Origin of the sequence: Allobosea sp., assembly GCF_017308075.1 — a bacterium.
GTDB lineage: Bacteria > Pseudomonadota > Alphaproteobacteria > Rhizobiales > Beijerinckiaceae > Allobosea.
In genome coordinates this window covers 32,562-53,113 of the sequence record NZ_JAFKFX010000050.1, presented here as the reverse complement: position 1 = coordinate 53,113, position 20,552 = coordinate 32,562, and the positions used below count along the sequence as shown (strand labels likewise).

The following is a 20,552-nucleotide window of genomic DNA, read 5'->3' as shown; positions in this document are numbered from 1 at the left end:
ATCGGGATCTCGCCGCGGTTCAGCGCCGCGATCTTCCCGGCGTCCAGGTCGACGCAGATCACCTCATGGCCGAAATCAGCGAAGCACGCCCCCGAAACCAGGCCGACATAGCCCGAGCCAATCATCGTAACGCGCATAAGGCACTCTTATCCTGTTGCCCGGCGGGCCTGCCGGATGGCGCAGCCCCTATAGCAAATCGGTCGCCAGGCAAATTCGCGACGCGCTTGGCTCAGGCCGGAAGCGCGTCCGGGGTTGCCGGATAGATCGAGGCGATCAGCCCGCGCCCGGCCTCGCCGCGCAGCTTCAGAGGGCGCGCGGCCTCGATCCGCAGGCCCTGGTCATTGCCGAGCGGTGTCGCCGCGCCCTCGACCTCGAGGGCCAGCGGGCCGGCCGCTGCGTAGACGATATGCGTTCCCGGCTGGAGGAAGAGGGCCGAGCCTTCCTGCAGCACGCCAAGCGCGATTCTCGCCATGCTGCGGTCGGCGATCAGGTTGACGACCTCGACCGGGCCGTCCTCGAGCCGGCTGACGATGCTCAAGCCCCCGTCATAGCCGATCGGGCGAAAGGGCTCGCGCAGGGAGAGCTCACCGTCAGGCGTCTCCAGCACCAGGCCGCGACCGGTCACGACCACCTGCTGGCGATCATGGCCCGCATAATCCGAAAAGGGGGCCGCGGCCGAGATGGACGTGCGGCCGAGACGCCAGACCAGTCCTTCCTCGGAGCCCATGGCGGCGAAGTCACGGTAGCGCGCGGCGATGTCGATTGAGACACCGCCGCCATTCTTCCAGGGCGCCCGGCCGTACTCGGCCGGATCCAGCAGCGTCAGCGCGAGACCGTCGGGCCTCAAGCTATCAGATGTAGTCGTCTTCGGGGGCGGGGGCATCCGTCTCCAGGAGCGGCTCGTTCGAGGGATTGCGGTTCAGCACGACGACCGGAGTGCCGGTCGGTACGCGGCTGTGCAGGTCGATGATGTCCTGATTGAACAGGCGGATGCAACCTGAGGACACGGCCTTGCCGATCGACCAGGGCTCGCTGGTGCCATGGATGCGGTAGAGCGTGTCCTGGCTGCCCTGGTAGAGATAGAGCGCGCGGGCGCCGAGCGGGTTCTCGAGCCCCGGCTTCATGCCGCCGGCCCAGGGAGCATTCCGTTCGGGCTCGCGCTTGATCATCGCGGCGGTCGGCGTCCAGCGCGGCCAGGCCGCCTTGCGCGCCACGGTGGCGCGGCCACGCCAGGACATGCCCTGCTTGCCGACGCCGATGCCGTAGCGGATGGCGCGGCCGTTCTCGCGCACAAGGTAGAGATAGCGCGCGGAGGTGTCGACGACGATCGTGCCGGGCGCCTCATTGGTGCGGTAGTTCACTTCCTGCCGCAGGAAACGCGTCTCGACCTCGGAAATATCGGTGGCCGGCAGCGGGAACGTCTCCTCCGGCCGCTCGTCATACATCGACAGGAAAGCGGCGTTGTGATGGATCGGCGCCCGCACCTCATAGGGCTGCTGCGTCGTGCTGACACAGCCGGTCAGCGCGACCGGGGCGAACGCGGAGGCGAGGGTGACGAACCGGCGGCGGGAGAGCTGGTCGGGGGCGGCAGGCTGGCGGGAGGGCATGAACTCGGCTCGTAAATAGGGCAACTGGCGGCGAAAACGATTGGAGCGCCGGTCGGTTCCAAAGAGCCGTGCCCGGCGGACGGCTTTTCACTTCGCGGCTTGGCATGGCGCTCGGGTGAAGACGATATGGCGAAAGTAAGGCGGTTGCAGAGCGTTGCCTGGATGCAACAGTTTTTCATGCGTCGTACGCATGACCAAACTGGTTGCCGCGCGCTTGCGAAGGCGAGGGCGGAGCTCCGGTCCGGAGCCGCCGATCCGATCAGGACGTCGTGATATGCTCAATTTAACAGCAATTTAAGCGAGTTTTAAAGGTTGCCCGGCAAGTCTTTCTTCAACCTTTGGCTATCCTGCGGCGCCCGGCCGTTGGACCAAGGCATTTGACCCGCGGCCGTGCGCCCGGGGGAGGGGGCGCAGGACGCAATGAAATCGATTCGCTTCAAGATACTGGCGATGCTCGGCATTATCGCCATCGGTGCCGTGCTGTCGGCTGGCCTCGCCCTCTACGCGCTTTCCCGCTCCCAGGATCTCAATCACCGCTCCGACGTGCAGGGTGAAATCACCTTGCTCACCGAACGGATCAACACGCAGGTCTTCGCTGTCGTGATGGATTCGCGCGGCATCTACATGTCGAAGGATGCGAAGGAGGCGGAACCTTTCGCCAAGACGAAGGAGGCGCGCTTCCCGGTGATGCGCAAGCTCGCGGCCGATCTGGTCGCACGCGTGCCGGCGGCGGAGCGCGAAGCGGCTCTCAAGGTGCAGAAATCGATCGATGAGTTCATCGCCTTCCGCGCCGAGACGATCAGGCTTGGCCGCGAGGTCTCGCCGGCTGCGGCGGACGAGCAGGGCAACACCGATCTGAACCGCGCCAATCGGCGTGCCCTGAACGACAACCTCGTCGCCTTCGCCAAGCGCAACGAGGCCGTCGGCGATGCGCTCGCCGAGGAGGCCGCCAGCTTCACCCGGCAGGTTCAGTGGATTCTGCCGGTCTTGCTGTTCTCTACCCTGATCGCCTCGTTCGCTGCCGCCATGTTGTTCGCCCAGCGGTCGATCACGCGCCCACTGCTCGATCTCGGACAGGCGATGGACCGCGTCACCGCGGGCGACACGCAGATCGAGGTTCCCCACACCAAGCGCGGCGACGAAATCGGCGCCATGGCGCGCGCCCTCGCCGTGCTGCGTCAGAGCACGGAGCAGGTCGCGCTGCTGCAGGCCCAGGAGCGGGCGGCGGCGGAGGAGCGGTTGGCACGGGCCGAATCCATGGCGCTCGTGGTTTCCGATGTCGGCACGGTCGTCGCCGCTGCCGCAGCCGGCGATTTCTCGGCGCGGCTGGCGCTCGACGGGGCCGATGCCGAGATGGCGAAGCTGGTCGCCGGGATCAACGAGATCAATCGCGTCGTCGACGCCGCCACCACCGAGTTCGCCGAGGCGCTCCAGGCGATCGCGGCCGGCGATCTCACGCATCGTATCGACAGCGCCTATCGCGGCCGCTTCGCCGATCTCAAGGGCGCGATCAACGACACCGCCGACAAGCTGTCGCTGACGCTGCGCACCATCCAGGCGACCGCCGGCGATGTCGGGCTTTCGGCGCGCGAGATCGCGACCGGCGCAGACGATCTCTCGAAGCGCACGGAGGAGCAGGCCTCCTCGCTCGAGGAAAGCGCCGCCACGACCGAGGAGCTCGCGGCCTCGGTCAAGGCGTCGGCGCAGGCCGCGCAGCAGGGCGTCGTTCTGGCCGGTGAGGCCATGGCGGTCGCGCAGACCGGCGGGGGCATTGTCAACGAGGCGGTTTCCGCGATGGCCCGTATCGAGGACGCCTCGCGCAAGATCTCGGACATCATCCGGGTGATCGACGACATCGCCTTCCAGACCAATCTTTTGGCGCTGAACGCGGCGGTCGAAGCGGCGCGCGCCGGCGATGCCGGTAAGGGTTTCGCCGTGGTGGCGAGCGAGGTGCGTACGCTGGCACAGCGTTCGGGCGAGGCGGCCAAGGATATTTCCGGGCTGATCTCCTCCTCGAACACCGAGGTCGAGGCGGGCGTTAAGCTGGTCCGTCAGGCTGGCGATGCCCTGACCCGCATCGTCGATGCCTCGCGCAAGGTCCAGACCACGGTCTCCGAGGTCGCGGCCGCTTCGGCGGAGCAGGCCAACGGCATCGAGGAGATGAGCCAGACGGTGGCGCATATGGACGAGATGACCCAGCAGAACGCCGCATTGGCCGAGCAGAGCGCCGCTTCGGCGGGGTCTCTTTCGGGCAAGATCGGCGAGCTCAATACGCTGGTGGCGAGCTTCCGCACCGGTGGGACCGCTTCGGCCGTGCCGCTTGCCGCTGCGCCGCAGTCGCGTGCCACCACGTCTGCCGCGAGCGAGGCCGACAGCGAGCCGCGGCGCCTGCGCCAGCTCGCGGAGGCTGCCTTCGCCCAGCAGAAGGCGACGCCGCGCCGCGAGCCGCGACCGGCCGCACCGATGCGCAAGGTCGCCAATTCCCGCCAGGGCGATGCCGGTTGGGAGGAGTTCTGAGGCAGGGAGAGGCCGGTTCCCGATCGAGCCGGCCCGGGCGCCCGCGCAAGACCGATCCGAGGGCCGCTCCTGCCGGGAGCGGCCCTTTTCGCATGTCCGGCAGCCCTGTCTGGCGGCGGAAACTGCAGCAGGACGCTCTGACTTGATCGTCGCTCCGGAGAAGCGGCGAAGCCACGCAGCTCCGGAAGCCATCGTAGGGGACCAGAGGCACGCGAGGGCTTCCGGCATTCCGCAGCGTTCATCTTCGGGTCCGCTCAGGGGCGGCCCCGAGGGCGCCAGCCGGATGACCGAGCAAGCTGATCGGAGCCGATCTCATCGCATCGGACCGAAAAATGGGCTCCATTTTTCGAAAAAATCAGATGCGATAATAATGAGATGGATCACTGTGATCGCGTCCGAGCGGCGATCTAGGCGGCGTCGGTGGCCGCCGGCCTCCGGATCAGGCCAAGCCGTTCGCGGGCGAACCAGCGCGTCAGCATCAGCACGGCGACGATTGCAAGACCGGTGGCGAGCCCGATCCAGATGCCGACGCCGGCGAGCGGCGTCAGGAAGCCGAGTGCCGCCGAGAGCGGCAGGCCGATGCCCCAATAGCCGAGGCCGGCGAAGAACATCGGCACGCGCGTGTCGCGCAGGCCGCGCAGGATCGAGACGCCGACCACCTGGATGCCGTCGACGATCTGGAAGATCGCCGCATAGAACAGGAACAGCATGGCAAGCTGCGCCACCTCGGCCGCGCGCGGCTTGCTGGCGTCGAGGAACGGCACCACCAGCCAGTGCGGGATCAGCAGCATCAGGAGCGCGGTGAAGCACATGAAAGCGGTCGCCAGCACGAGCGCAGTGGCGCCGGCCCGGGCGATGCCCTCCCTGTCGCCGGCACCGTAGGCATGCCCGACCCTGACCGTTCCGGCCTGGCCGATGCCCATCGGCACCATGAAGCACAGCGAGGCGATCTGGATCGCGATCGCATGGGCGGCGAGCGAGGTCGGGCCGAGCAGGCCCATCAGGAAGGCGGCGCCGTTGAAGATCCAGACCTCGAAGCTCACCGTCGTGCCGATCGGCAGGCCCATGCGCCAGAAGGCGCGATAGCGGCTCCAGTCCGCTCGCCAGAAGCGCCCGAACAGGCGGTAGCGCCGGAAGCGCCGGTCGAGCGAGACCACGAGCGCGAGGCCGGCGAACATCAGGGTCGAGGCCAGCGAGGTCGCCAGCCCCGAGCCCGGCAGGCCGAGCGCCGGGAAGCCGAGCCGCCCGAACATCAGCACCCAGTTGGCGAAGGCGTTGAAGACGACCGCGAAGAGCACGGTCACGAAGACCCAGAACGGCCGCTGCAGAGCAGCGAGAAAGCCGCGCAGGACGAGATAGATGTAGAAAGGCAGCAGACCCCATTGCAGCGTGTGCAGATAGGAGCCAGCCGCCTCCGCCAATGCCGGGTTCTGGCCCATCGTCTTGAGGATCGCTTCGGCCTGCCAGAGGAAGAGCCACATCGGCCCCGCCAGGGTCGCCGCAACCCAGAAACCCTGGCGCACGGTGCGGCGCACGTCGCGAACCGAATGCCGGTTCCGTCCGAGCTCGATCGCGACCATCGGCGCGACTGCCGCCATCACGCCGATGCCGAAGATCAGCACGGCCATGTAGAGATTGGTGGCGAGCGCGCCCGCGGCCAGCGCATCGGGCCCGAGATGGCCCATCATGATGACGTCGGTCGCCGTCATCGCGGTCTGTGCGACATTGGTCAGCACCATCGGCCAGCTCAACGCCAGCATGGCCTTGACCTCGGTGAGCCAGGGGCTCGCCGGCCGCATGTGAAGCGCGATCTGTGACATGGCTGCCTTTTATCTGGGCAGGCAGCCACTTAACAGCCCCCATGCTGTCGTGGCAGGCGGTGCATTGCGCATGAAGCGCCCTCGTTCCACGTCGGGGAGCCATTCTGCCTCTTGCGCGGGCGGCTCGCTTCCTGCCTGCTGCGTATCCGAACCGAAGCCATGCCTGCCAAGGAGCGCCTGCGAGATGAGCACCAACCTGCGGATCGATGGGGAGCGACTGGTGTCGCGGCTGGCGGCGCTCTCGCGCATCGGCGCGACGCCGGAGGGCGGTTGCCGACGCCTCGCTCTGAGCGATGAGGACAAGCAGGGGCGCGACTGGCTGGTCGGCCAGATGCAGGCGCTCGGCCTGACGGTGAAGGTCGACGCCATCGGCAACATCGTCGGCATCCTGAAGGGGCAGCAGGACGGCCCGGCTGTGGTGATGGGCTCGCATATCGACACGGTTGGCACCGGCGGGCGCTTCGACGGCGCGCTCGGCGTGATCGCGGGGCTGGAGGTGCTTGCCGCCCTGCGCGATGCCGGCCTGCAGCCGAGGCGCGACATGGCGGTGATCGCCTTCACCAATGAGGAGGGCGCGCGCTTCCATCCGGACATGCTCGGCTCCTATGTCTGGGCAGGGGGCATGAGCGTCGAGGCAGCCCATGCCGAGAAGGACGCCGACGGCGCCGTGCTCGGCGCCGAGCTAGGCCGCATCGGCTATCACGGTCAGGAACAGCCCGGCTTCCTGCCGGCGCATGCCTATCTCGAACTGCATATCGAGCAGGGCCCGATCCTGGAGAGCGAGGGCGGCGGTCTCGGCGCGGTCACCGGCATCCAGGGGATCTGCTGGCTCGAACTGACCCTGACAGGGCGGCCCAGCCATGCCGGCACCACGCCGATGCGCTATCGCCGGGACCCCGGCCTCGCAGCCGCCAGGATCAACATCTTCGCCAATGAGCTGACCAGGACGATCCCCGGACAGCTCGCCAATTGCGGCGTCATTCGCGTCCAGCCCGGCAATGTCAACGTCGTGCCCGAGACGGTGGTGATGACGCTCGACCTGCGCAACCCGCTGGACGCGCCATTGGCCGAGGCTGAGGCGGCGGTCCGCAAGTTCTGCGCCGAATTGTCGGAGCGCGACGACATCGCGATCAGCTTCCGCGATCTCGCCCGCTTTCCGGCGACGCCCTTCGCCGAGGAGCTGATCGCCAGCGTCGAGGCGAGCGCCGCCGAGTTCGGGCTGCCGATCCGCCGGATGATTTCCGGGGCCGGCCACGACGCCCAGATGATGTCGCGGCTCTGCCCGACGGCGATGATCTTCATCCCCTCGATCGGCGGCCTCTCGCACAATCCGGCCGAGCTCAGCACCGACGAGGACATGGTCGCCGGCGCCAATGTCCTGCTCAGCGCCGCCTGGCGCGCGGCGAATGCCCGATAGCCAGAGTGTTCACGACCACTCTCCATCATCCCGGACGCAGCGAAGCGGAGCGTCGGGATCCGTCTTAGGGCGCGGAGCCCTGCGATGGATTCCGGGTCTGCGCGGCTGAAGCCGCTTGCCCGGGATGACGGTGAGTTCCGATCTCATCTTCCGAATGGGTGCCGTCATGACCGCCATTGCCTCGCTTTCCGCCGCCGAGCTCGCGCCGCTCTACGCCTCCCGCGAGCTCTCGCCGCTCGAGGTCGCCAAGGATGCGCTGGCGCGCATCGAGCGCTTCGAGCCGCAGGTCAACGCCTTCGTCGTCCGCGACGACAAGGTGCCGCTCGCCATGGCGCAGGACGCCGAGGCCCGCTGGCTGAAGGGCGCGCCGCTCGGGCCCCTCGACGGCGTGCCGGTGACGATCAAGGACAATCTCGGTGTCGCCGGCTGGCCGATGCGACGCGGCTCGGCGGTGGCGTCCGATGCGCCTTTCACAGCCGATTCTCCGGCGGTGGCGCGGCTGCGCGAGGCCGGCTGCGTCTTCCTCGGCAAGACGACGATGCCGGAATATGGCTGGAAGGGCGTCGGTGATTCGCCGCTTACGGGCATCACCCGCAATCCCTGGGATGTCGCGACCGGGCCGGGCGGCTCGTCCTCCGGAGCCGCAGCCGCGGCGGCGCTCAATCTCGGCTGCATCCATCTCGGCACCGACGGGGCCGGCTCGGTGCGCATCCCCGCCGCCTTCACCGGGGTTTTCGGATTGAAGCCGACTTATGGCCGCGTCCCGGCCTGGCCGGTCTCGACCATGGGCTTTCTCGCCCATCTCGGCCCGCTGACCCGCACGGTTCGCGATGCCGCGCTGGCGATGAACGCCATCGGCCAGCCGGACGAGCGCGACATGACGGCGATGACCGATGCGCCGCCCGATTTCACCGCGGGCCTCGATGCCGGGGTGCGGGGGCTGCGGATCGCCTGGTCGGCGACGCTCGGCGGCGATGTGCCGGTCGATCCCGAGATTGCGGCGCTGACGCGCGATGCCGCTCTGGCCTTCCGCGAGCTCGGCGCCCGCGTCGAGGAGGTCGATCCGGGTTTTGCCGATCCGCTCGACACGCTGATGACGCTCTGGTCGGCCGGCGCGGCCCTCGCTTTGCGCAGTGCCGGCCCCGAGGCGAGGGCGCGGATGGACCCGGGCCTCGTCGCGGTGGCGGAGGCCGGCGAGCGCATCGACGGTGCCACCTATGTCGATGTCCTGCTCAATCGGCGCAACGCGCTGGCTCTGCAGATGGCGCAATTTCATGCACGCTTCGATCTGCTGCTGACCCCGACCCTGCCGCTGCCCGCCTTCGCCGTCGGCCGCAACACGCCGGCCCATGGCGGCTATGGCGAGGACTGGACCCGCTGGACCCCGTTCACCTACCCGTTCAACATCACGCAGGCCCCCGCGGCCTCGGTGCCTTGCGGCCTGACCAGGGCCGGGTTGCCCGCTGGCTTGCAGATCGTCGGACCTTACGGAAGCGATTATCGGGTGTTGCAGGCGGCAGCGGCTTTCGAGGCCTTGCGACCCTTCCCGCGTGTCGATGCGCCGATTGAAACGATTTAGGTAGGGTGCGCGCAATTTTTTGCCGGATAGCCTCCGGTTCACGCATCATTCCGTGATGTCGGCTCCGCGAGGCGCCGACATCTGTCTTTTGGCACGAACCCTGCAAGCTCTTCTGCCGTCGCGGACGGTTCGCGGAGCGTGTTGTCAGAGCGGATTTTTCCGCCCACACTCGCCCCAAGGTCGCCCGCAAGAGGTGGCCGTTTCAGGGGAGAGATTGATGGACCGCAGAAGTTTTCTGAAGTCTGCCGCAGGGACGGGCGTGCTTGCAGCTTCCGGCGGGCTGGCGATGCCGGCCCTTTCTCAGGGAGCCGCCGCCAAGACCCTGCGCTTCGTGCCGCAAGCCAACCTCGCCAATTTCGATCCGATCTGGGGAACGCAATACGTCGTCCGCAACGCGGCGGCGCTGGTCTGGGACACGCTCTACGGCATCGATTCCAAGTTCCAGCCGCAGCGCCAGATGGTCGAGGCCGAGGAGGTCTCCGCCGACGGCCTGACCTGGACCTTCAAGCTCCGTCCCGGCCTCAAATTCCATGACGGCACCCCCGTCCTCGCCAAGGACGTGGTGCAGAGCCTAAAGCGCTGGCAGGCCCGCGACCCGATGGGCCTGATGATCCGGGCGATCGAGAACGAGCTGACCGCCGTCGACGACCGCACCTGGAAATGGGTGCTGAAACAGCCCTATCCGAAGATGCTGCTGGCGCTGGCCAAGAACAATGCGCCCTGCTCCTTCATCATGCCGGAGCGCATCGCCAAGACCGATCCCTTCACGCAGATCACCGAATATGTCGGCTCGGGCCCGATGAAATTCGCCCGCGGCGAATGGGTCCCCGGTGCCAAGGCGGTGTTCGAGAAGTTCGCCGACTATGTGCCGCGCTCGGAGCCGGCGGACTGGCTCGCCGGCGGCAAGAAGATGCTCGTGGACCGCATCGAATGGGTGATCATGCCCGACGCCGCGACGGCCGCCGCCGCGCTGCAGAACGGCGAGGTCGACTGGTGGGAGACCCCGCTCTCCGATCTCGTCCCGGTGCTCAAGAGCAACGCCAACATCAATGTCGATATCGGCGACCCGCTCGGCAATATCGGGTCCTTCCGCATGAACCACCTGCATCCGCCCTTCAACAATGTGAAGGTGCGCCAGGCGGTCCTCACGGCGATGAACCAGGAAGACTATATGCGCTCGATCGTCGGCGACGACGACAAGCTCTGGAAACCGCTGCCCGGCTTCTTCACCCCCGGCACGCCGCTCTACACCGAAGAGGGTGGGGCGATGCTGAAGATGAAGAACATCGAGGCCGCCAAGAAGCTCCTGGCCGAGGCCGGCTATAAGGGCGAGCCGGTGATCTGCGTGGTCGCGCAGGACATGTCGGCGACCAAGTCGATGGGCGACGTCACCGCCGAGCTGTTGAAGAGCATCGGCATGAAGGTCGAGTTCGTCGCCACCGATTGGGGCACGGTCGGGGCGCGGCGCGCCCAGAAGACCCCGCCGGGGCAGGGCGGCTGGAGCATGTTCCACACCTGGCATGCCGGTGCGGACTGCCTCAACCCGTCCTCCTACACCGCGATCCGCGCCAATGGCGACAAGGCCTGGTTCGGCTGGCCGGATGTGCCGGCGGTCGAGACCGAGGTCACCAACTGGTTCAACGCCAAGGACATGGCCGAGGAAAAGGCCGCGATGGCCCGTCTCAACAAGGCCGCCGTCGAGAACGTCGTCTTCGCGCCGACCGGCTTCTATCTCGGCTATCAGGCCTGGCGGAAGAACGTCACCGGCGTGACCAGCGGCCCGCTGCCGTTCTTCTGGAACGTCGCCAAGGCCTGACACGGATGAGATCGACGCCCGGGCCGCTGCCTGGGCGTCGGCTTTTCAACGACGCCCGTCGCGCGGCTTCGGATTGTTCCAGTCCGAAACGATGCGGCGCCCACTTTCCAGCAAAAGGCTGCGGATGCTCGCTTTTATCGTAAGACGCATCATCACGACGATACCCGTCATGGCCTTCGTGGCGCTGTTCGTCTTTTCGCTTCTCTACATCGCACCGGGCGACCCCGCCGCCATCATCGCGGGCGACCAGGCCTCGCCGGCCGATGTCGAACGCATCCGCGCCAGCCTGGGCCTGGACCGGCCTTATCTCGTCCGCTTCGGCGAATGGTTCTTCCGGGTGCTCCAGGGTGATCTCGGCACCTCGATCTTCACGTCGCTGCCGGTGACGCAGCTGATCGCGCAGCGCATCGAGCCGACACTCTCGCTGATGGTGCTGACGCTGATCCTGGCCGTCAGCGTCGCCGTGCCGCTCGGCGTCGTCGCTGCCTGGAAGGCCGGGACCTGGATCGACCGCGCCGTCGTCGCCTTCGCCGTGTTCGGCTTTTCGGTGCCGGTCTTCGTCGTCGGCTACCTGCTCGCCTATGTCTTTGCGCTCAAGCTCGACTGGGTGCCGGTGCAGGGCTACACGCCAATTTCGCAAGGGCTCTGGCCCTGGTTCCAGAACCTGATCCTGCCGGCGGTCACGCTCGGCCTGGTCTATGTCGCGCTGATCGCCCGCATCACCCGCGCGACCATGCTCGACGTGCTGCAGCAGGACTATATCCGCACCGCCCGCTCCAAGGGCGTTGCGCAGAACAGCATCCTCTTCCTGCACGCGCTGAAGAATGCGGCGGTGCCGATCATCACCATCATCGGCATCGGCGTCGCGCTGCTGATCGGCGGCGCCGTGGTGACGGAGAGCGTCTTCGCCATTCCCGGGCTCGGACGCCTCACGCTCGATGCGATCCTGCGCCGCGACTACCCCGTCATCCAGGGCGTCGTGCTGATCTTCTCCTTCGTCTATGTGCTGGTGAACCTGGCCATCGACCTGATCTACACCCTCGTCGATCCGAGGATACGCTATTGACCGTGCAGCATCCCGCCCCGGTTCCGGGCGACCTCGCGGTCGCTCCTGAACTTCCCGACGTGCTGAAGGCCCGGAAGCCGCTGACCGGCTTCACCGGCTTCCTGCGCAAGAACCCTTCGATCGCGATCGGCGGCGTCCTGCTGCTGATCATGTTCTTCATCGCCCTGTTCGCGCCCTGGCTCGGCACCGTCGATCCGACCGCGATCTCGACCGCGCGGCGCACTCGCGTGCCCTCCGAGCTCTACTGGTTCGGCACCGACATGCTGGGGCGCGACATCTATTCGCGCGTCATGTATGGCGCGCGGGTCTCGCTGCTTGTCGGCTTCAGCGTCGCGATCCTGGCCTCGATCGCAGGCCTGGTCATCGGCCTGTTCTCCGGCTTCGTGCGCTGGTCGGACGGCATCATCATGCGCGTCATCGACGGCATGATGTCGATCCCGCCGATCCTGCTCGCCATCGCCCTGATGGCGCTGACCCGCGGCTCGGTCCAGAACGTCATCATCGCCATCACCATCGCCGAGATCCCGCGCGTTGCGCGCCTCGTGCGCGGCGTCGTGCTGTCGCTGCGCGAGCAGCCCTATGTCGATGCGGCGATCGCCGCCGGCACGCGCACGCCGATGATCGTCTTCCGCCATATCCTGCCCAATACGCTGGCGCCGATGAGCGTGCAGGCGACCTATATCTGCGCCAGCGCGATGATCGTCGAGGCGATCCTGTCCTTCATCGGGGCGGGCGTGCCGCCGGCGACGCCGTCCTGGGGCAACATCATGGCCGAGGGCCGTGCGCTCTGGCAGGTCAAGCCCCACATCATCCTCTTCCCCGCCATCTTCCTGTCGCTGACCGTCCTTGCCGTGAACATGCTCGGCGACGGCCTGCGCGACGCGCTCGATCCGCGCATGGCGAAAAGGCTCTGACCATGGCCCTGCTCGAAATCGACAAGCTCCAGACCCATTTCCGCACGCCCGACGGCATCAACCGCGCGGTCGACGGTGTCTCCTTCTCCATCGAGGCGGGCCAGACGCTCGCTGTGGTCGGCGAGTCCGGCTGTGGCAAGTCGGTCACCGCCATGTCGATCCTGCGGCTGATACCGGAGCCGCCCGGCAAGATGGCCGGCGCCATCCGCTTCCAGGGGCGGAACCTCCTGGAATGCTCGGATGCCGAGATGCGCCAGATCCGTGGCAACGAGATCTCGATGATCTTCCAGGAGCCGATGACCAGCCTCAATCCGGTGCTGACCGTCGGCCGCCAGATCGGCGAGACGCTCAGGCTGCACCAGAACATGTCGAAGGCTCAGGCGACCGAGCGCGCTGTCGAGATGCTTCAGCTCGTCGGCATTCCCGAGCCGCGCCGGCGCGTCGCGGAATACCCGCACCAGCTCTCCGGCGGCATGCGCCAGCGCGTGATGATCGCGATCGCGCTCGCCTGCTCGCCCAAGCTCCTGATCGCCGACGAGCCGACCACCGCGCTCGACGTCACCATCCAGGCCCAGATCCTCGACCTGATGCGCGACCTCAAGGCCCGCGTCGGTGCCGCGATCATGCTGATCACCCATGATCTCGGCGTCGTCGCCGAGGTCGCCGACCAGGTCGTGGTGATGTATGCCGGCCGCAAGGTCGAGGAGGCGCCTGTCGGCGAACTCTTCGCCAATCCGCGCCATCCCTATACGCAAGGCCTGCTCGGCGCGGTGCCGAAGCTCGGCTCCTCGCTCTCCGGGCATACCGAGCGCCTCTCCGAAATCCCCGGCCTGGTACCGAGCCTGAAGAAGCGCATCGACGGTTGCGTCTTCGCCGGCCGCTGCCCGAAGGTGACCGATCTCTGCCGCCAGGTCGCGCCCGGCCTCGAACTCAAGGCCGCCGGTCATATCGCCGCCTGCCATTATGCGCCGAAGGACGCGGTCGCGGCATGAGCACGACCCAGCCCATCCTCCAGGTCAACGACCTCAAGAAGCACTACCCGATCCGCGGCGGGCTGCTCTCGGGCATCACGGCGAATGTCTACGCCGTCGACGGCATCTCCTTCGAGATCGCCAAGGGCGAGACGCTGTCGCTGGTCGGCGAATCCGGCTGCGGCAAGTCGACCGTCGGCAAGGCGATCCTGCGCCTGTTCGATATCACCTCCGGCGAGGTGGTGCTCGACGGCCAGCGCATCGACCAGCTTTCCACCGGCAAGCTCCGGCCGCTGCGCCAGCGTGTACAGGTCGTGTTCCAGGACCCGTTCTCCAGCCTCAACCCGCGCATGCGCGTCCGCGACATCCTCGCCGAGCCGATCACCAATTTCGGCATCGTCCAGGGCAAGGAGGCGGTCACCGAGCGCACCATGGCGCTGATGGATAAGGTCGGCCTGCCGCGAGACGCAGTGAATCGCTGGCCGCACGAATTCTCCGGCGGCCAGCGTCAGCGCATCGGCATCGCCCGGGCGCTCGCGGCCGAGCCGGAATTGATCATCTGCGACGAGGCGGTCTCGGCGCTCGACGTCTCGGTCAAGGCGCAGATCGTCAACCTGCTCTGCGATCTGCAGAAGGAACTTGGCCTGGCCCTGCTCTTCATCAGCCACGACCTCGCCATCGTCGAGCACATGACCCACCGCGTCGCGGTGATGTATCTCGGCAAGATCGTCGAGATGGGCACCAAGGAGCAGATCTTCGGCGCGCCGCGCCACCCCTATACGGTGGCTCTGCTCTCTGCCGTGCCGGTGCCCGATCCAAAAATCCGGCGCGAGCGCATCCTGCTCAAGGGCGACGTGCCGAGCCCGATCAATCCGCCCAAGGGCTGCCGCTTCAACACGCGCTGTCCCTACGTCTTCGATCGCTGCCGTACGGAAGAGCCGGCTTTGCGCCCAATGGCGCAGGGCCATGTCGCCGCCTGCCATCTGCACGATCTGCCGGCGGAGGATAACCCGCTCCTGAAGCAGGCCGTGCCTGCGCTCGCCGACGCTTGACCAGGGGGCCGAGCGAGGTCGACGATCAGCCCATGACAGACGCCAATTCAGATAGCCGCGGTCCGGACTTCATCCTCAATCCGCGGCTCGACCGGAACGCGCCCTATGGCGACGATCTGCGCACCATCCTCTCCCGCGACAAGGGCCGCAGCGCCCATGCGGCGATCGCCGCATGGGACGGTTATGCGCCGACGCCATTGCGCGATCTTCCGGCCATCGCCGACGCGCTCGATCTCGGCCAGGTGCTCTACAAGGACGAGGGCGGCCGCTTCGGCCTGCGCAGCTTCAAGGCCCTCGGCGGCGCCTATGCCGTCGACCGGCTGGTCGCGGCGCGTGGTCGGGAGGGGCTGACCGTCGCCTGCGCGACCGATGGCAATCACGGCCGCTCGGTCGCCTGGGGCGCAAGGCGTGCCGGCGTCAAGGCGGTGATCTACATCCACGAGAACGTCAGCGAGGGCAGGGCGGAGGCGATCCGCTCCTATGGCGCGACCGTCGTCCGCGAGGGCCGCAATTACGACGACAGCGTCCGCGCCTGTGCGGCGGCAGCCGAGGCCAATGGCTGGCAGATCGTCTCCGATACCTCCTGGCCCGGCTATGAGCAGCTGCCGAAGGACGTGATGCAGGGCTATTCGGTCCTGTCCAACGAGGTCGAGACGCAAGGCGCGCAGCCGACCCATGTCTTCGTCCAGGGCGGCGTCGGCGGCATCGCTGCGGCCGTGCTCTCCGATAGCTGGGAGCGCCATGGCGCGGCGCGGCCGATCTTCGTGGTGGTCGAGCCGGAGAATGCCGCCTGCCTGTTCGAATCGGCCAAGGCCGGGGCGGTCACGGCGGTCGGCGGCGATCTCGAGACGATCATGGCCGGCCTTGCCTGCGGTGAGCCCTCGATCCTGGCCTGGCGCATCCTCCAGCCCGGCGCCGACGCCTTCATGACGGTGCGCGACGCGGCCGCCGCCGATGCGATGCGCCAACTCGCGACGCTCGGCGTGGTCGGCGGAGAATCCGGCGTCGCCGGGCTCGCCGGTCTGTTCAAGGCGGCGCGCGATCCGGCCTTGCGCAGCGCGCTTGGCCTCGACACCTCGTCCCGCGTGCTCTGCTACGGCACCGAGGGCGCGACCGATCCGGAAGTCTATCGCGGCATTGTCGGCCGCTCCGCCGAGGACGTGCTGAAATGAGTCGTATCCTGACCGTCGCCGCCGCCCAGCTTGGGCCGATCCACCGCGAGGAGAGCCGCGCCTCGGCCGTCACCCGCATGATCGCGCTGATGCGCCAGGCCAAGGCCAATGGCTGCGATCTCGTCGTCTTCCCGGAGGCGGCGCTGACCGCCTTCTTCCCGCATTGGTGGATGGAGGACGAGGCCGAGATCGACTCCTATTTCGAGAGCGCCATGCCCTCGAACGAGACGGCGCCTCTCTTCGCCGAAGCTGCGAAGCTCGGCATCGGCTTCCATCTCGGCTATCCCGAGCTCGCTTTCGAGGATGGCCGCAAGCGCCGCTTCAACACCGCTATCCTGGTCGACAAATCCGGCGCGATCGTCGGAAAATACCGCAAGATCCATCTGCCCGGCCATCCCGAGCACCGCCCCGACGCAGCCTTCCAGAATCTCGAGAAGCGCTATTTCGAGACCGGTAATCTCGGCTGGCCGGTCTGGGAGACCATGGGCGGGCGCCTCGGCATGATGATCTGCAATGACCGGCGCTGGCCCGAGAGCTACCGCGTCATGGGGCTCCAGGACGTCGAGATGATTGTGCTCGGCTACAACACGCCCAAGCACAACCCGCCGGCGCCCGACCATGACCGGCTCGGCAATTTCCACAACCAGCTCGTCATGCAGGCCGGCGCCTACCAGAACGCGACCTGGGTTGTCGGCGTCGCCAAGGCCGGCCTCGAAGCCGGTGTCGACCAGATCGGCGGCTCCTGCATCATCGCGCCGACCGGCGAGGTCGTGGCGCAGGCGGTGACCGAGGGCGACGAGCTCGTCATCGCCCGCTGCGATCTCGATCTCGGCAAGAGCTACAAGAACTCGACCTTCAACTTCGCGAAACACCGCGAGCCGCAGACCTACGGCATGATCGTAGAGCGCAAGGGCGCGGCGGTGGCGTGACCGCCCTGGCCCGCACCGGATCGTCGCGGGCCCATCCCGGGAGAGCCGCGATTTTTGCAGCCGGCTTCGCGATGAAGACACGGCCGTGGATTCCACATTCCTGCTTTGCTAGGGGCGGGATGACGAGATGAATTTCGACAATGAACGCCAAGGCGGGGAAGCAGCATGACCCACGATCTCATTCTCAAGGGCGGCCGGGTCATCGACCCCTCGCAGAAGCATGACGGCGTCCTCGACGTCGCCTTCACCGACGGCAAGGTCTCCGGCTTCGGCAAGGACCTGAAGGGCGCCAAGGAGATCCGCGACGTCTCCGGCTATATCGTCACGCCCGGGCTGATCGACCTGCACACCCATGTCTACTGGGGCGGCACTTCGCTCGGCATCGATGCCGACGAATTCTGCCGGGTTTCCGGCGTCACCACCTCGGTCGATACCGGCTCGGCCGGTCCCGGCAACTGGGCCGGCTTCCGCAAGCATGTCATCGAGAAGAGCCAGGCGCGCATCCTCGCCTATCTCCATGTCTCGCATGCCGGTATCTACGGCTTCGACCACCGCGTCATGGTCGGCGAGAGCGGCGACCTCAGGATGATGAACCCGATCGACTGCGTCGAGGTCGCCGACAAGAACCGCGACCTGATCGTCGGCATCAAGGTCCGCGTCGGCCTGCACGCCTCCGGCAATTCGGGCACCGTGCCGCTCAACATCGCGCTGCAGGTCGCCAACGAGGTCGGCATGCCGCTGATGTGCCATATCGACCATCCGCCGCCATCCTATGAGGAGGTCATCGGCATGCTGCGGCCGGGCGACGTGCTGACCCACGCCTTCCGCCCGTTCCCGAACGCGCCCTCGACCGCGCAAGGCACGGTGAAGCCAGAGGTGCTCGCCGCCCGCAAGCGCGGTGTCATCTTCGACATCGGCCACGGCAAGGGCTCGTTCTCCTTCAAGACCACGCGCGCCATGCTCGCCAACGGCTTCGAGCCGGACGTGATCTCCTCCGACGTGCACAAGCTCTGCATCGATGGGCCGGCCTATGACCAGGTCACCACGATGTCGAAGTTCCTCTGCATGGGCATGAGCCTCAACAACGTCGTCGCCGCCTCGACGCTGAATGCCGGCATGGCGTTGAAGCGGCCGGAATATGGTTCGCTCAAGGTCGGCTCGCTCGGTGATGCGACGATCCTGACGGTGAAGGAAGGCAAGTTCGACTATGTCGACGTCACCGGCGAGCATCTGATCGGCGACAAGAAGATCGTCTCCGAGGGCGTCGTGCTCAAGGGCGCCTGGTGGCACCCGAAGCGCAGCAACAAGTTCAGGAAGGTCGAGGCGGCGTAGCCGCCGCCCGAACGTTTCTGCTACACCCGGCACGACTTCCCCGGGCGCGGCGCTGAGTGGTGCCTGCGGGGGATCGTTCCGGGTAGAAGAAGACGATGACTGCGACCGCTCTCCTTTGGCGCCCCATGGTGCCAGCCGATCTGCCGGGCGTCATGAACGTCGCGGCGGAAGTCCATCCCGGCTTTCCCGAGGACGAGGCGGTCTTCGCCGAGCGGCTGGTGCTGTCGCCGGCCGGGTGCCTGTCGCTTGCCGGCGCCGATGGCGGCCTCGCCGGCTATGTCGTCAGTCACCCCTGGCCGCTGCTGCAGGCGCCGGCGCTGAACAGCCGGCTCGGCGCGATCCCGCCGGATGCCGACGCCTACTACATCCATGATCTTGCTCTGCTGCCGCGTGCGCAGGGCAGCGGCGCGGCGTCGCGTGTGGTCGCGCTGCTGGAAGAGGAGGCGCGCAAGGCCGCGCTTCGCCGGATGGCGTTGATCGCGGTCAACCGCTCGGCCGGCTTCTGGCAGCGGCATGGCTTTCGCCTGACGCATGACGCATCGCTTGATCGCAAGCTGGCGAGCTATGACGATGACGCCCGCTACATGACGCGCGAACTTTGATCGCCGGTGCCGAGACGGCGCCGGAATCTGCCTGGAGGAAATGCGAATGAGTGCTGATCAGAAGCTCAAGGATCTCGGATTGAGCCTGCCGGACGTGCCGAGCCCGGTCGCGACCTATGTCAGCTTCAAGCGGGTCGGCGACATGGTCTATCTCTCGGGCCAGGGGCCCAAGCGCGCCGACGGCACCTATCCGACCGGCAAGGTCGGCGCCGACGTCTCGATCGATGAAGCCTATGAGCATGCCAAGCAGACCGGGCTCGGCCTGCTCGCGGCGATGAAGAAGGCGGCCGGCTCGCTCGACAAGGTCGAGGTCGTCAAGCTACTCGGCATGGTCAATGCCGCGCCTGATTTCTCGGATCACCCCAAGGTCATCAATGGCTGCTCGGACTTGTTCGTCGCCGTGCTCGGCGAGAATGGCCGCCATGCCCGCTCGGCCGTCGGCATGGGCTCGCTGCCGAACCGCATGACGGTCGAGATCGAAGTCATCATCAAGGTACTGCCATGACGACTGCGCTCGCCGAGGAAATCGCCCGCGTCTACGGTACGCCGGCCGTCGTCATCGACCTCGACAAGGTCGAGGCGAACATCGCCAAGCTCCAGGCGGCCTGCGATGCCGCGGGCATCGCCAACCGCCCGCACATCAAGACTCATAAATCGCCCGAGCTGGCGCGGCTGCAGATCGCGGCCGGCGCGCGCGGCATCACCTGCCAGAAGCTCGGCGAGGCCGAGGTCATGGCCGATGGCGGCATCGACGACATCCTGATCTCCTACAACATCCTCGGCGAGGAGAAGCTCGGGCGTCTCGGCGCGCTTCAGCGCCGGGTGCGCATGATCGTCGCCGCCGACAATCCGGTCACCATCGCCGGCCTGCCCAAGGCGGCCGAGATCGCCGGGCGCGATCTCGAAGTGGTGGTCGAATGCGACACCGGCCGCGAGCGCGCCGGCGTCGTCACGCCGGGCGAGGCGGTCGAGCTCGCCAAGCTTATCGCTGGCTCCAAGGGGCTGACCTTCGCCGGCTTCATGATGTACCCGCCCGAGGATGGCTGGGAGCGCACGCAGGTTTTCCTCGACACCGCCAATGCCGGTCTGCGCGAGGCCGGGCTCGAGGCGGGGATGGTCTCGACCGGCGGCTCGCCCAACGTGCCCAATATCGGCAAGCTCAAGGGCGCGACCGAGCACCGCGCCGGTACCTCGATCTTCAATGACCGCATGCAGATCGCAGCCGGGGTCGCCTCGCTCGAAGAATGCGCATTGACGGTCTATGCGACGGTGGTCAGCCGTGCGGCGCCCGAGCGTGGCATCCTCGATTCCGGCTCGAAGACGCTGACCAGCGATATTGGCGGCCTCGACGGGCATGGGCTGATCCTCGAGTACCCTTCGGCGAAGATCGCCAAATTCGCCGAGGAGCACGGCTTCCTCGACCTTTCCGCCAGCAATGAGCGGCCCAAGGTCGGCGAGGTCGTGCGCATCGTGCCGAACCATGTCTGCGTCGTCGTCAACATGGTCGACCGTCTGGTGACGGTGCGCGGCGACAAGCTGATCGGCGAATTGCCGGTGGCGGCCCGCGGCAAGCTGACCTGAACGGCTCTCGTTCAGGTACCACACCGTCATGCTCGCCCTTGTGGCGAGCATCCACGTCTTGAACACCGCACGCGATCAGTGAAGCGAAGACGTGGATGGTCGGGACAAGCCCGACCATGACGGCAGCGCGCCGGTAATTGGGATTTGCGGCGCTTCGCCGCTTGTCCGGCGGGGAGA

Annotated in this window: 18 protein-coding genes and 1 pseudogene; 14 read left to right on the top strand and 5 right to left on the bottom strand. The window is 67.2% G+C overall.

Annotation, left to right across the window (positions count from 1 at the left end; genetic code table 11):
* The 3 genes and pseudogenes from J0J10_RS24615 to J0J10_RS24605 all read right to left on the bottom strand — a co-directional run.
* Window positions 1–137 (bottom strand): annotated as a pseudogene (locus J0J10_RS24615) (UDP-glucose 6-dehydrogenase); the annotation flags it as partial.
* 92 nt (window positions 138–229) lie between these two features.
* On the bottom strand, window positions 230–847 hold the full coding sequence (locus J0J10_RS24610; RefSeq protein ID WP_291649994.1) for a HutD/Ves family protein: 618 nt from the start codon (window positions 845–847) through the stop codon (window positions 230–232).
* A 4-nt stretch (window positions 848–851) separates the two neighbouring features.
* Window positions 852–1,607: a L,D-transpeptidase gene (locus J0J10_RS24605; protein WP_291649992.1), complete on the bottom strand. Its 756-nt coding sequence runs from the start codon at window positions 1,605–1,607 to the stop codon at window positions 852–854.
* 420 nt (window positions 1,608–2,027) lie between these two features.
* On the opposite strand from J0J10_RS24605, the gene J0J10_RS24600 reads away from it, so the two are divergent.
* Complete coding sequence (locus J0J10_RS24600) at window positions 2,028–4,124, top strand: methyl-accepting chemotaxis protein (RefSeq protein WP_291649990.1); 2,097 nt, start codon at window positions 2,028–2,030, stop codon at window positions 4,122–4,124.
* 407 nt (window positions 4,125–4,531) lie between these two features.
* On the opposite strand, the gene J0J10_RS24595 is transcribed toward J0J10_RS24600, so the two are convergent.
* The gene (locus J0J10_RS24595) at window positions 4,532–5,944 is read right to left on the bottom strand and encodes an MATE family efflux transporter (protein WP_291649988.1); all 1,413 of its coding nucleotides are present in this window, start codon (window positions 5,942–5,944) and stop codon (window positions 4,532–4,534) included.
* Window positions 5,945–6,128: 184 nt separating this feature from the next.
* Here J0J10_RS24595 and J0J10_RS24590 point away from each other — a divergent pair, with 184 nt between their 5' ends.
* The 3 genes from J0J10_RS24590 to J0J10_RS24580 all read left to right on the top strand — a co-directional run bounded on the left by J0J10_RS24590 (window position 6,129) and on the right by J0J10_RS24580 (window position 10,756).
* Complete coding sequence (locus tag J0J10_RS24590; protein ID WP_291649986.1) at window positions 6,129–7,361, top strand: M20 family metallo-hydrolase; 1,233 nt, start codon at window positions 6,129–6,131, stop codon at window positions 7,359–7,361.
* Between the two features lie 166 nt (window positions 7,362–7,527).
* On the top strand, window positions 7,528–8,940 hold the full coding sequence (locus J0J10_RS24585) for an amidase (RefSeq protein WP_291649984.1): 1,413 nt from the start codon (window positions 7,528–7,530) through the stop codon (window positions 8,938–8,940).
* A 217-nt stretch (window positions 8,941–9,157) separates the two neighbouring features.
* A complete protein-coding gene (locus J0J10_RS24580; RefSeq protein WP_291649982.1) occupies window positions 9,158–10,756 on the top strand; it encodes an ABC transporter substrate-binding protein in 1,599 nt (532 codons plus the stop codon).
* A gap of 45 nt (window positions 10,757–10,801) precedes the next feature.
* On the opposite strand, the gene J0J10_RS24575 is transcribed toward J0J10_RS24580, so the two are convergent.
* A complete protein-coding gene (locus J0J10_RS24575) occupies window positions 10,802–10,927 on the bottom strand; it encodes a hypothetical protein (RefSeq protein WP_291649996.1) in 126 nt (41 codons plus the stop codon).
* Between J0J10_RS24575 and J0J10_RS24570 the strand changes: the two genes are divergently transcribed.
* From J0J10_RS24570 to J0J10_RS24525, 10 genes are all read left to right on the top strand, one after another.
* A complete protein-coding gene (locus J0J10_RS24570; RefSeq protein WP_291634049.1) occupies window positions 10,881–11,822 on the top strand; it encodes an ABC transporter permease in 942 nt (313 codons plus the stop codon). The genes J0J10_RS24575 and J0J10_RS24570 overlap by 47 nt on opposite strands.
* Window positions 11,819–12,736: an ABC transporter permease gene (locus J0J10_RS24565; RefSeq protein ID WP_291649980.1), complete on the top strand. Its 918-nt coding sequence runs from the start codon at window positions 11,819–11,821 to the stop codon at window positions 12,734–12,736. Before J0J10_RS24570 ends, J0J10_RS24565 begins: the two co-directional genes overlap by 4 nt.
* Window positions 12,737–12,738: 2 nt before the next feature.
* Window positions 12,739–13,728 (top strand): ABC transporter ATP-binding protein, encoded by a 990-nt coding sequence (locus tag J0J10_RS24560; protein WP_291634052.1) that lies wholly within the window; start codon window positions 12,739–12,741, stop codon window positions 13,726–13,728.
* Window positions 13,725–14,759 carry an ABC transporter ATP-binding protein gene (locus J0J10_RS24555; RefSeq protein WP_291634054.1) on the top strand — a complete coding sequence of 345 codons (1,035 nt, stop codon included), beginning with the start codon at window positions 13,725–13,727 and terminating at the stop codon, window positions 14,757–14,759. Before J0J10_RS24560 ends, J0J10_RS24555 begins: the two co-directional genes overlap by 4 nt.
* A gap of 32 nt (window positions 14,760–14,791) precedes the next feature.
* Window positions 14,792–15,931, top strand: coding sequence for a diaminopropionate ammonia-lyase (locus tag J0J10_RS24550; RefSeq protein WP_291649979.1), 1,140 nt, complete (start codon window positions 14,792–14,794; stop codon window positions 15,929–15,931).
* Window positions 15,928–16,860 (top strand): N-carbamoyl-D-amino-acid hydrolase, encoded by a 933-nt coding sequence (locus tag J0J10_RS24545; protein ID WP_291649977.1) that lies wholly within the window; start codon window positions 15,928–15,930, stop codon window positions 16,858–16,860. The genes J0J10_RS24550 and J0J10_RS24545 overlap by 4 nt, the downstream gene beginning before the upstream one ends.
* 165 nt (window positions 16,861–17,025) lie before the next feature.
* Entirely contained in the window at window positions 17,026–18,192 is a 1,167-nt protein-coding gene (locus J0J10_RS24540; protein ID WP_291634060.1) for an amidohydrolase/deacetylase family metallohydrolase, read from the top strand.
* 95 nt (window positions 18,193–18,287) lie between these two features.
* Complete coding sequence (locus J0J10_RS24535; RefSeq protein ID WP_291649975.1) at window positions 18,288–18,794, top strand: GNAT family N-acetyltransferase; 507 nt, start codon at window positions 18,288–18,290, stop codon at window positions 18,792–18,794.
* Between the two features lie 46 nt (window positions 18,795–18,840).
* Window positions 18,841–19,299 (top strand): RidA family protein, encoded by a 459-nt coding sequence (locus J0J10_RS24530; protein ID WP_291649973.1) that lies wholly within the window; start codon window positions 18,841–18,843, stop codon window positions 19,297–19,299.
* The gene (locus J0J10_RS24525; RefSeq protein ID WP_291634066.1) at window positions 19,296–20,375 is read left to right on the top strand and encodes a D-TA family PLP-dependent enzyme; all 1,080 of its coding nucleotides are present in this window, start codon (window positions 19,296–19,298) and stop codon (window positions 20,373–20,375) included. The genes J0J10_RS24530 and J0J10_RS24525 overlap by 4 nt, the downstream gene beginning before the upstream one ends.
* The last annotated feature ends 177 nt before the right edge of the window (window positions 20,376–20,552 follow it).

Coding starts and splice junctions, on each gene's coding strand:
- J0J10_RS24600 (WP_291649990.1), top strand. CDS start 2,028: ATGAAATCGATTCGCTTCAAGATACTGGCGATGCTCGGCATTATCGCC.
- J0J10_RS24560 (WP_291634052.1), top strand. CDS start 12,739: ATGGCCCTGCTCGAAATCGACAAGCTCCAGACCCATTTCCGCACGCCC.
- J0J10_RS24540 (WP_291634060.1), top strand. CDS start 17,026: ATGACCCACGATCTCATTCTCAAGGGCGGCCGGGTCATCGACCCCTCG.
- J0J10_RS24555 (WP_291634054.1), top strand. CDS start 13,725: ATGAGCACGACCCAGCCCATCCTCCAGGTCAACGACCTCAAGAAGCAC.
- J0J10_RS24575 (WP_291649996.1), bottom strand. CDS start 10,927: ATGACGGGTATCGTCGTGATGATGCGTCTTACGATAAAAGCGAGCATC.
- J0J10_RS24535 (WP_291649975.1), top strand. CDS start 18,288: ATGACTGCGACCGCTCTCCTTTGGCGCCCCATGGTGCCAGCCGATCTG.
- J0J10_RS24530 (WP_291649973.1), top strand. CDS start 18,841: ATGAGTGCTGATCAGAAGCTCAAGGATCTCGGATTGAGCCTGCCGGAC.
- J0J10_RS24605 (WP_291649992.1), bottom strand. CDS start 1,607: ATGCCCTCCCGCCAGCCTGCCGCCCCCGACCAGCTCTCCCGCCGCCGG.
- J0J10_RS24590 (WP_291649986.1), top strand. CDS start 6,129: ATGAGCACCAACCTGCGGATCGATGGGGAGCGACTGGTGTCGCGGCTG.
- J0J10_RS24580 (WP_291649982.1), top strand. CDS start 9,158: ATGGACCGCAGAAGTTTTCTGAAGTCTGCCGCAGGGACGGGCGTGCTT.
- J0J10_RS24585 (WP_291649984.1), top strand. CDS start 7,528: ATGACCGCCATTGCCTCGCTTTCCGCCGCCGAGCTCGCGCCGCTCTAC.
- J0J10_RS24545 (WP_291649977.1), top strand. CDS start 15,928: ATGAGTCGTATCCTGACCGTCGCCGCCGCCCAGCTTGGGCCGATCCAC.
- J0J10_RS24595 (WP_291649988.1), bottom strand. CDS start 5,944: ATGTCACAGATCGCGCTTCACATGCGGCCGGCGAGCCCCTGGCTCACC.
- J0J10_RS24525 (WP_291634066.1), top strand. CDS start 19,296: ATGACGACTGCGCTCGCCGAGGAAATCGCCCGCGTCTACGGTACGCCG.
- J0J10_RS24550 (WP_291649979.1), top strand. CDS start 14,792: ATGACAGACGCCAATTCAGATAGCCGCGGTCCGGACTTCATCCTCAAT.
- J0J10_RS24570 (WP_291634049.1), top strand. CDS start 10,881: ATGCTCGCTTTTATCGTAAGACGCATCATCACGACGATACCCGTCATG.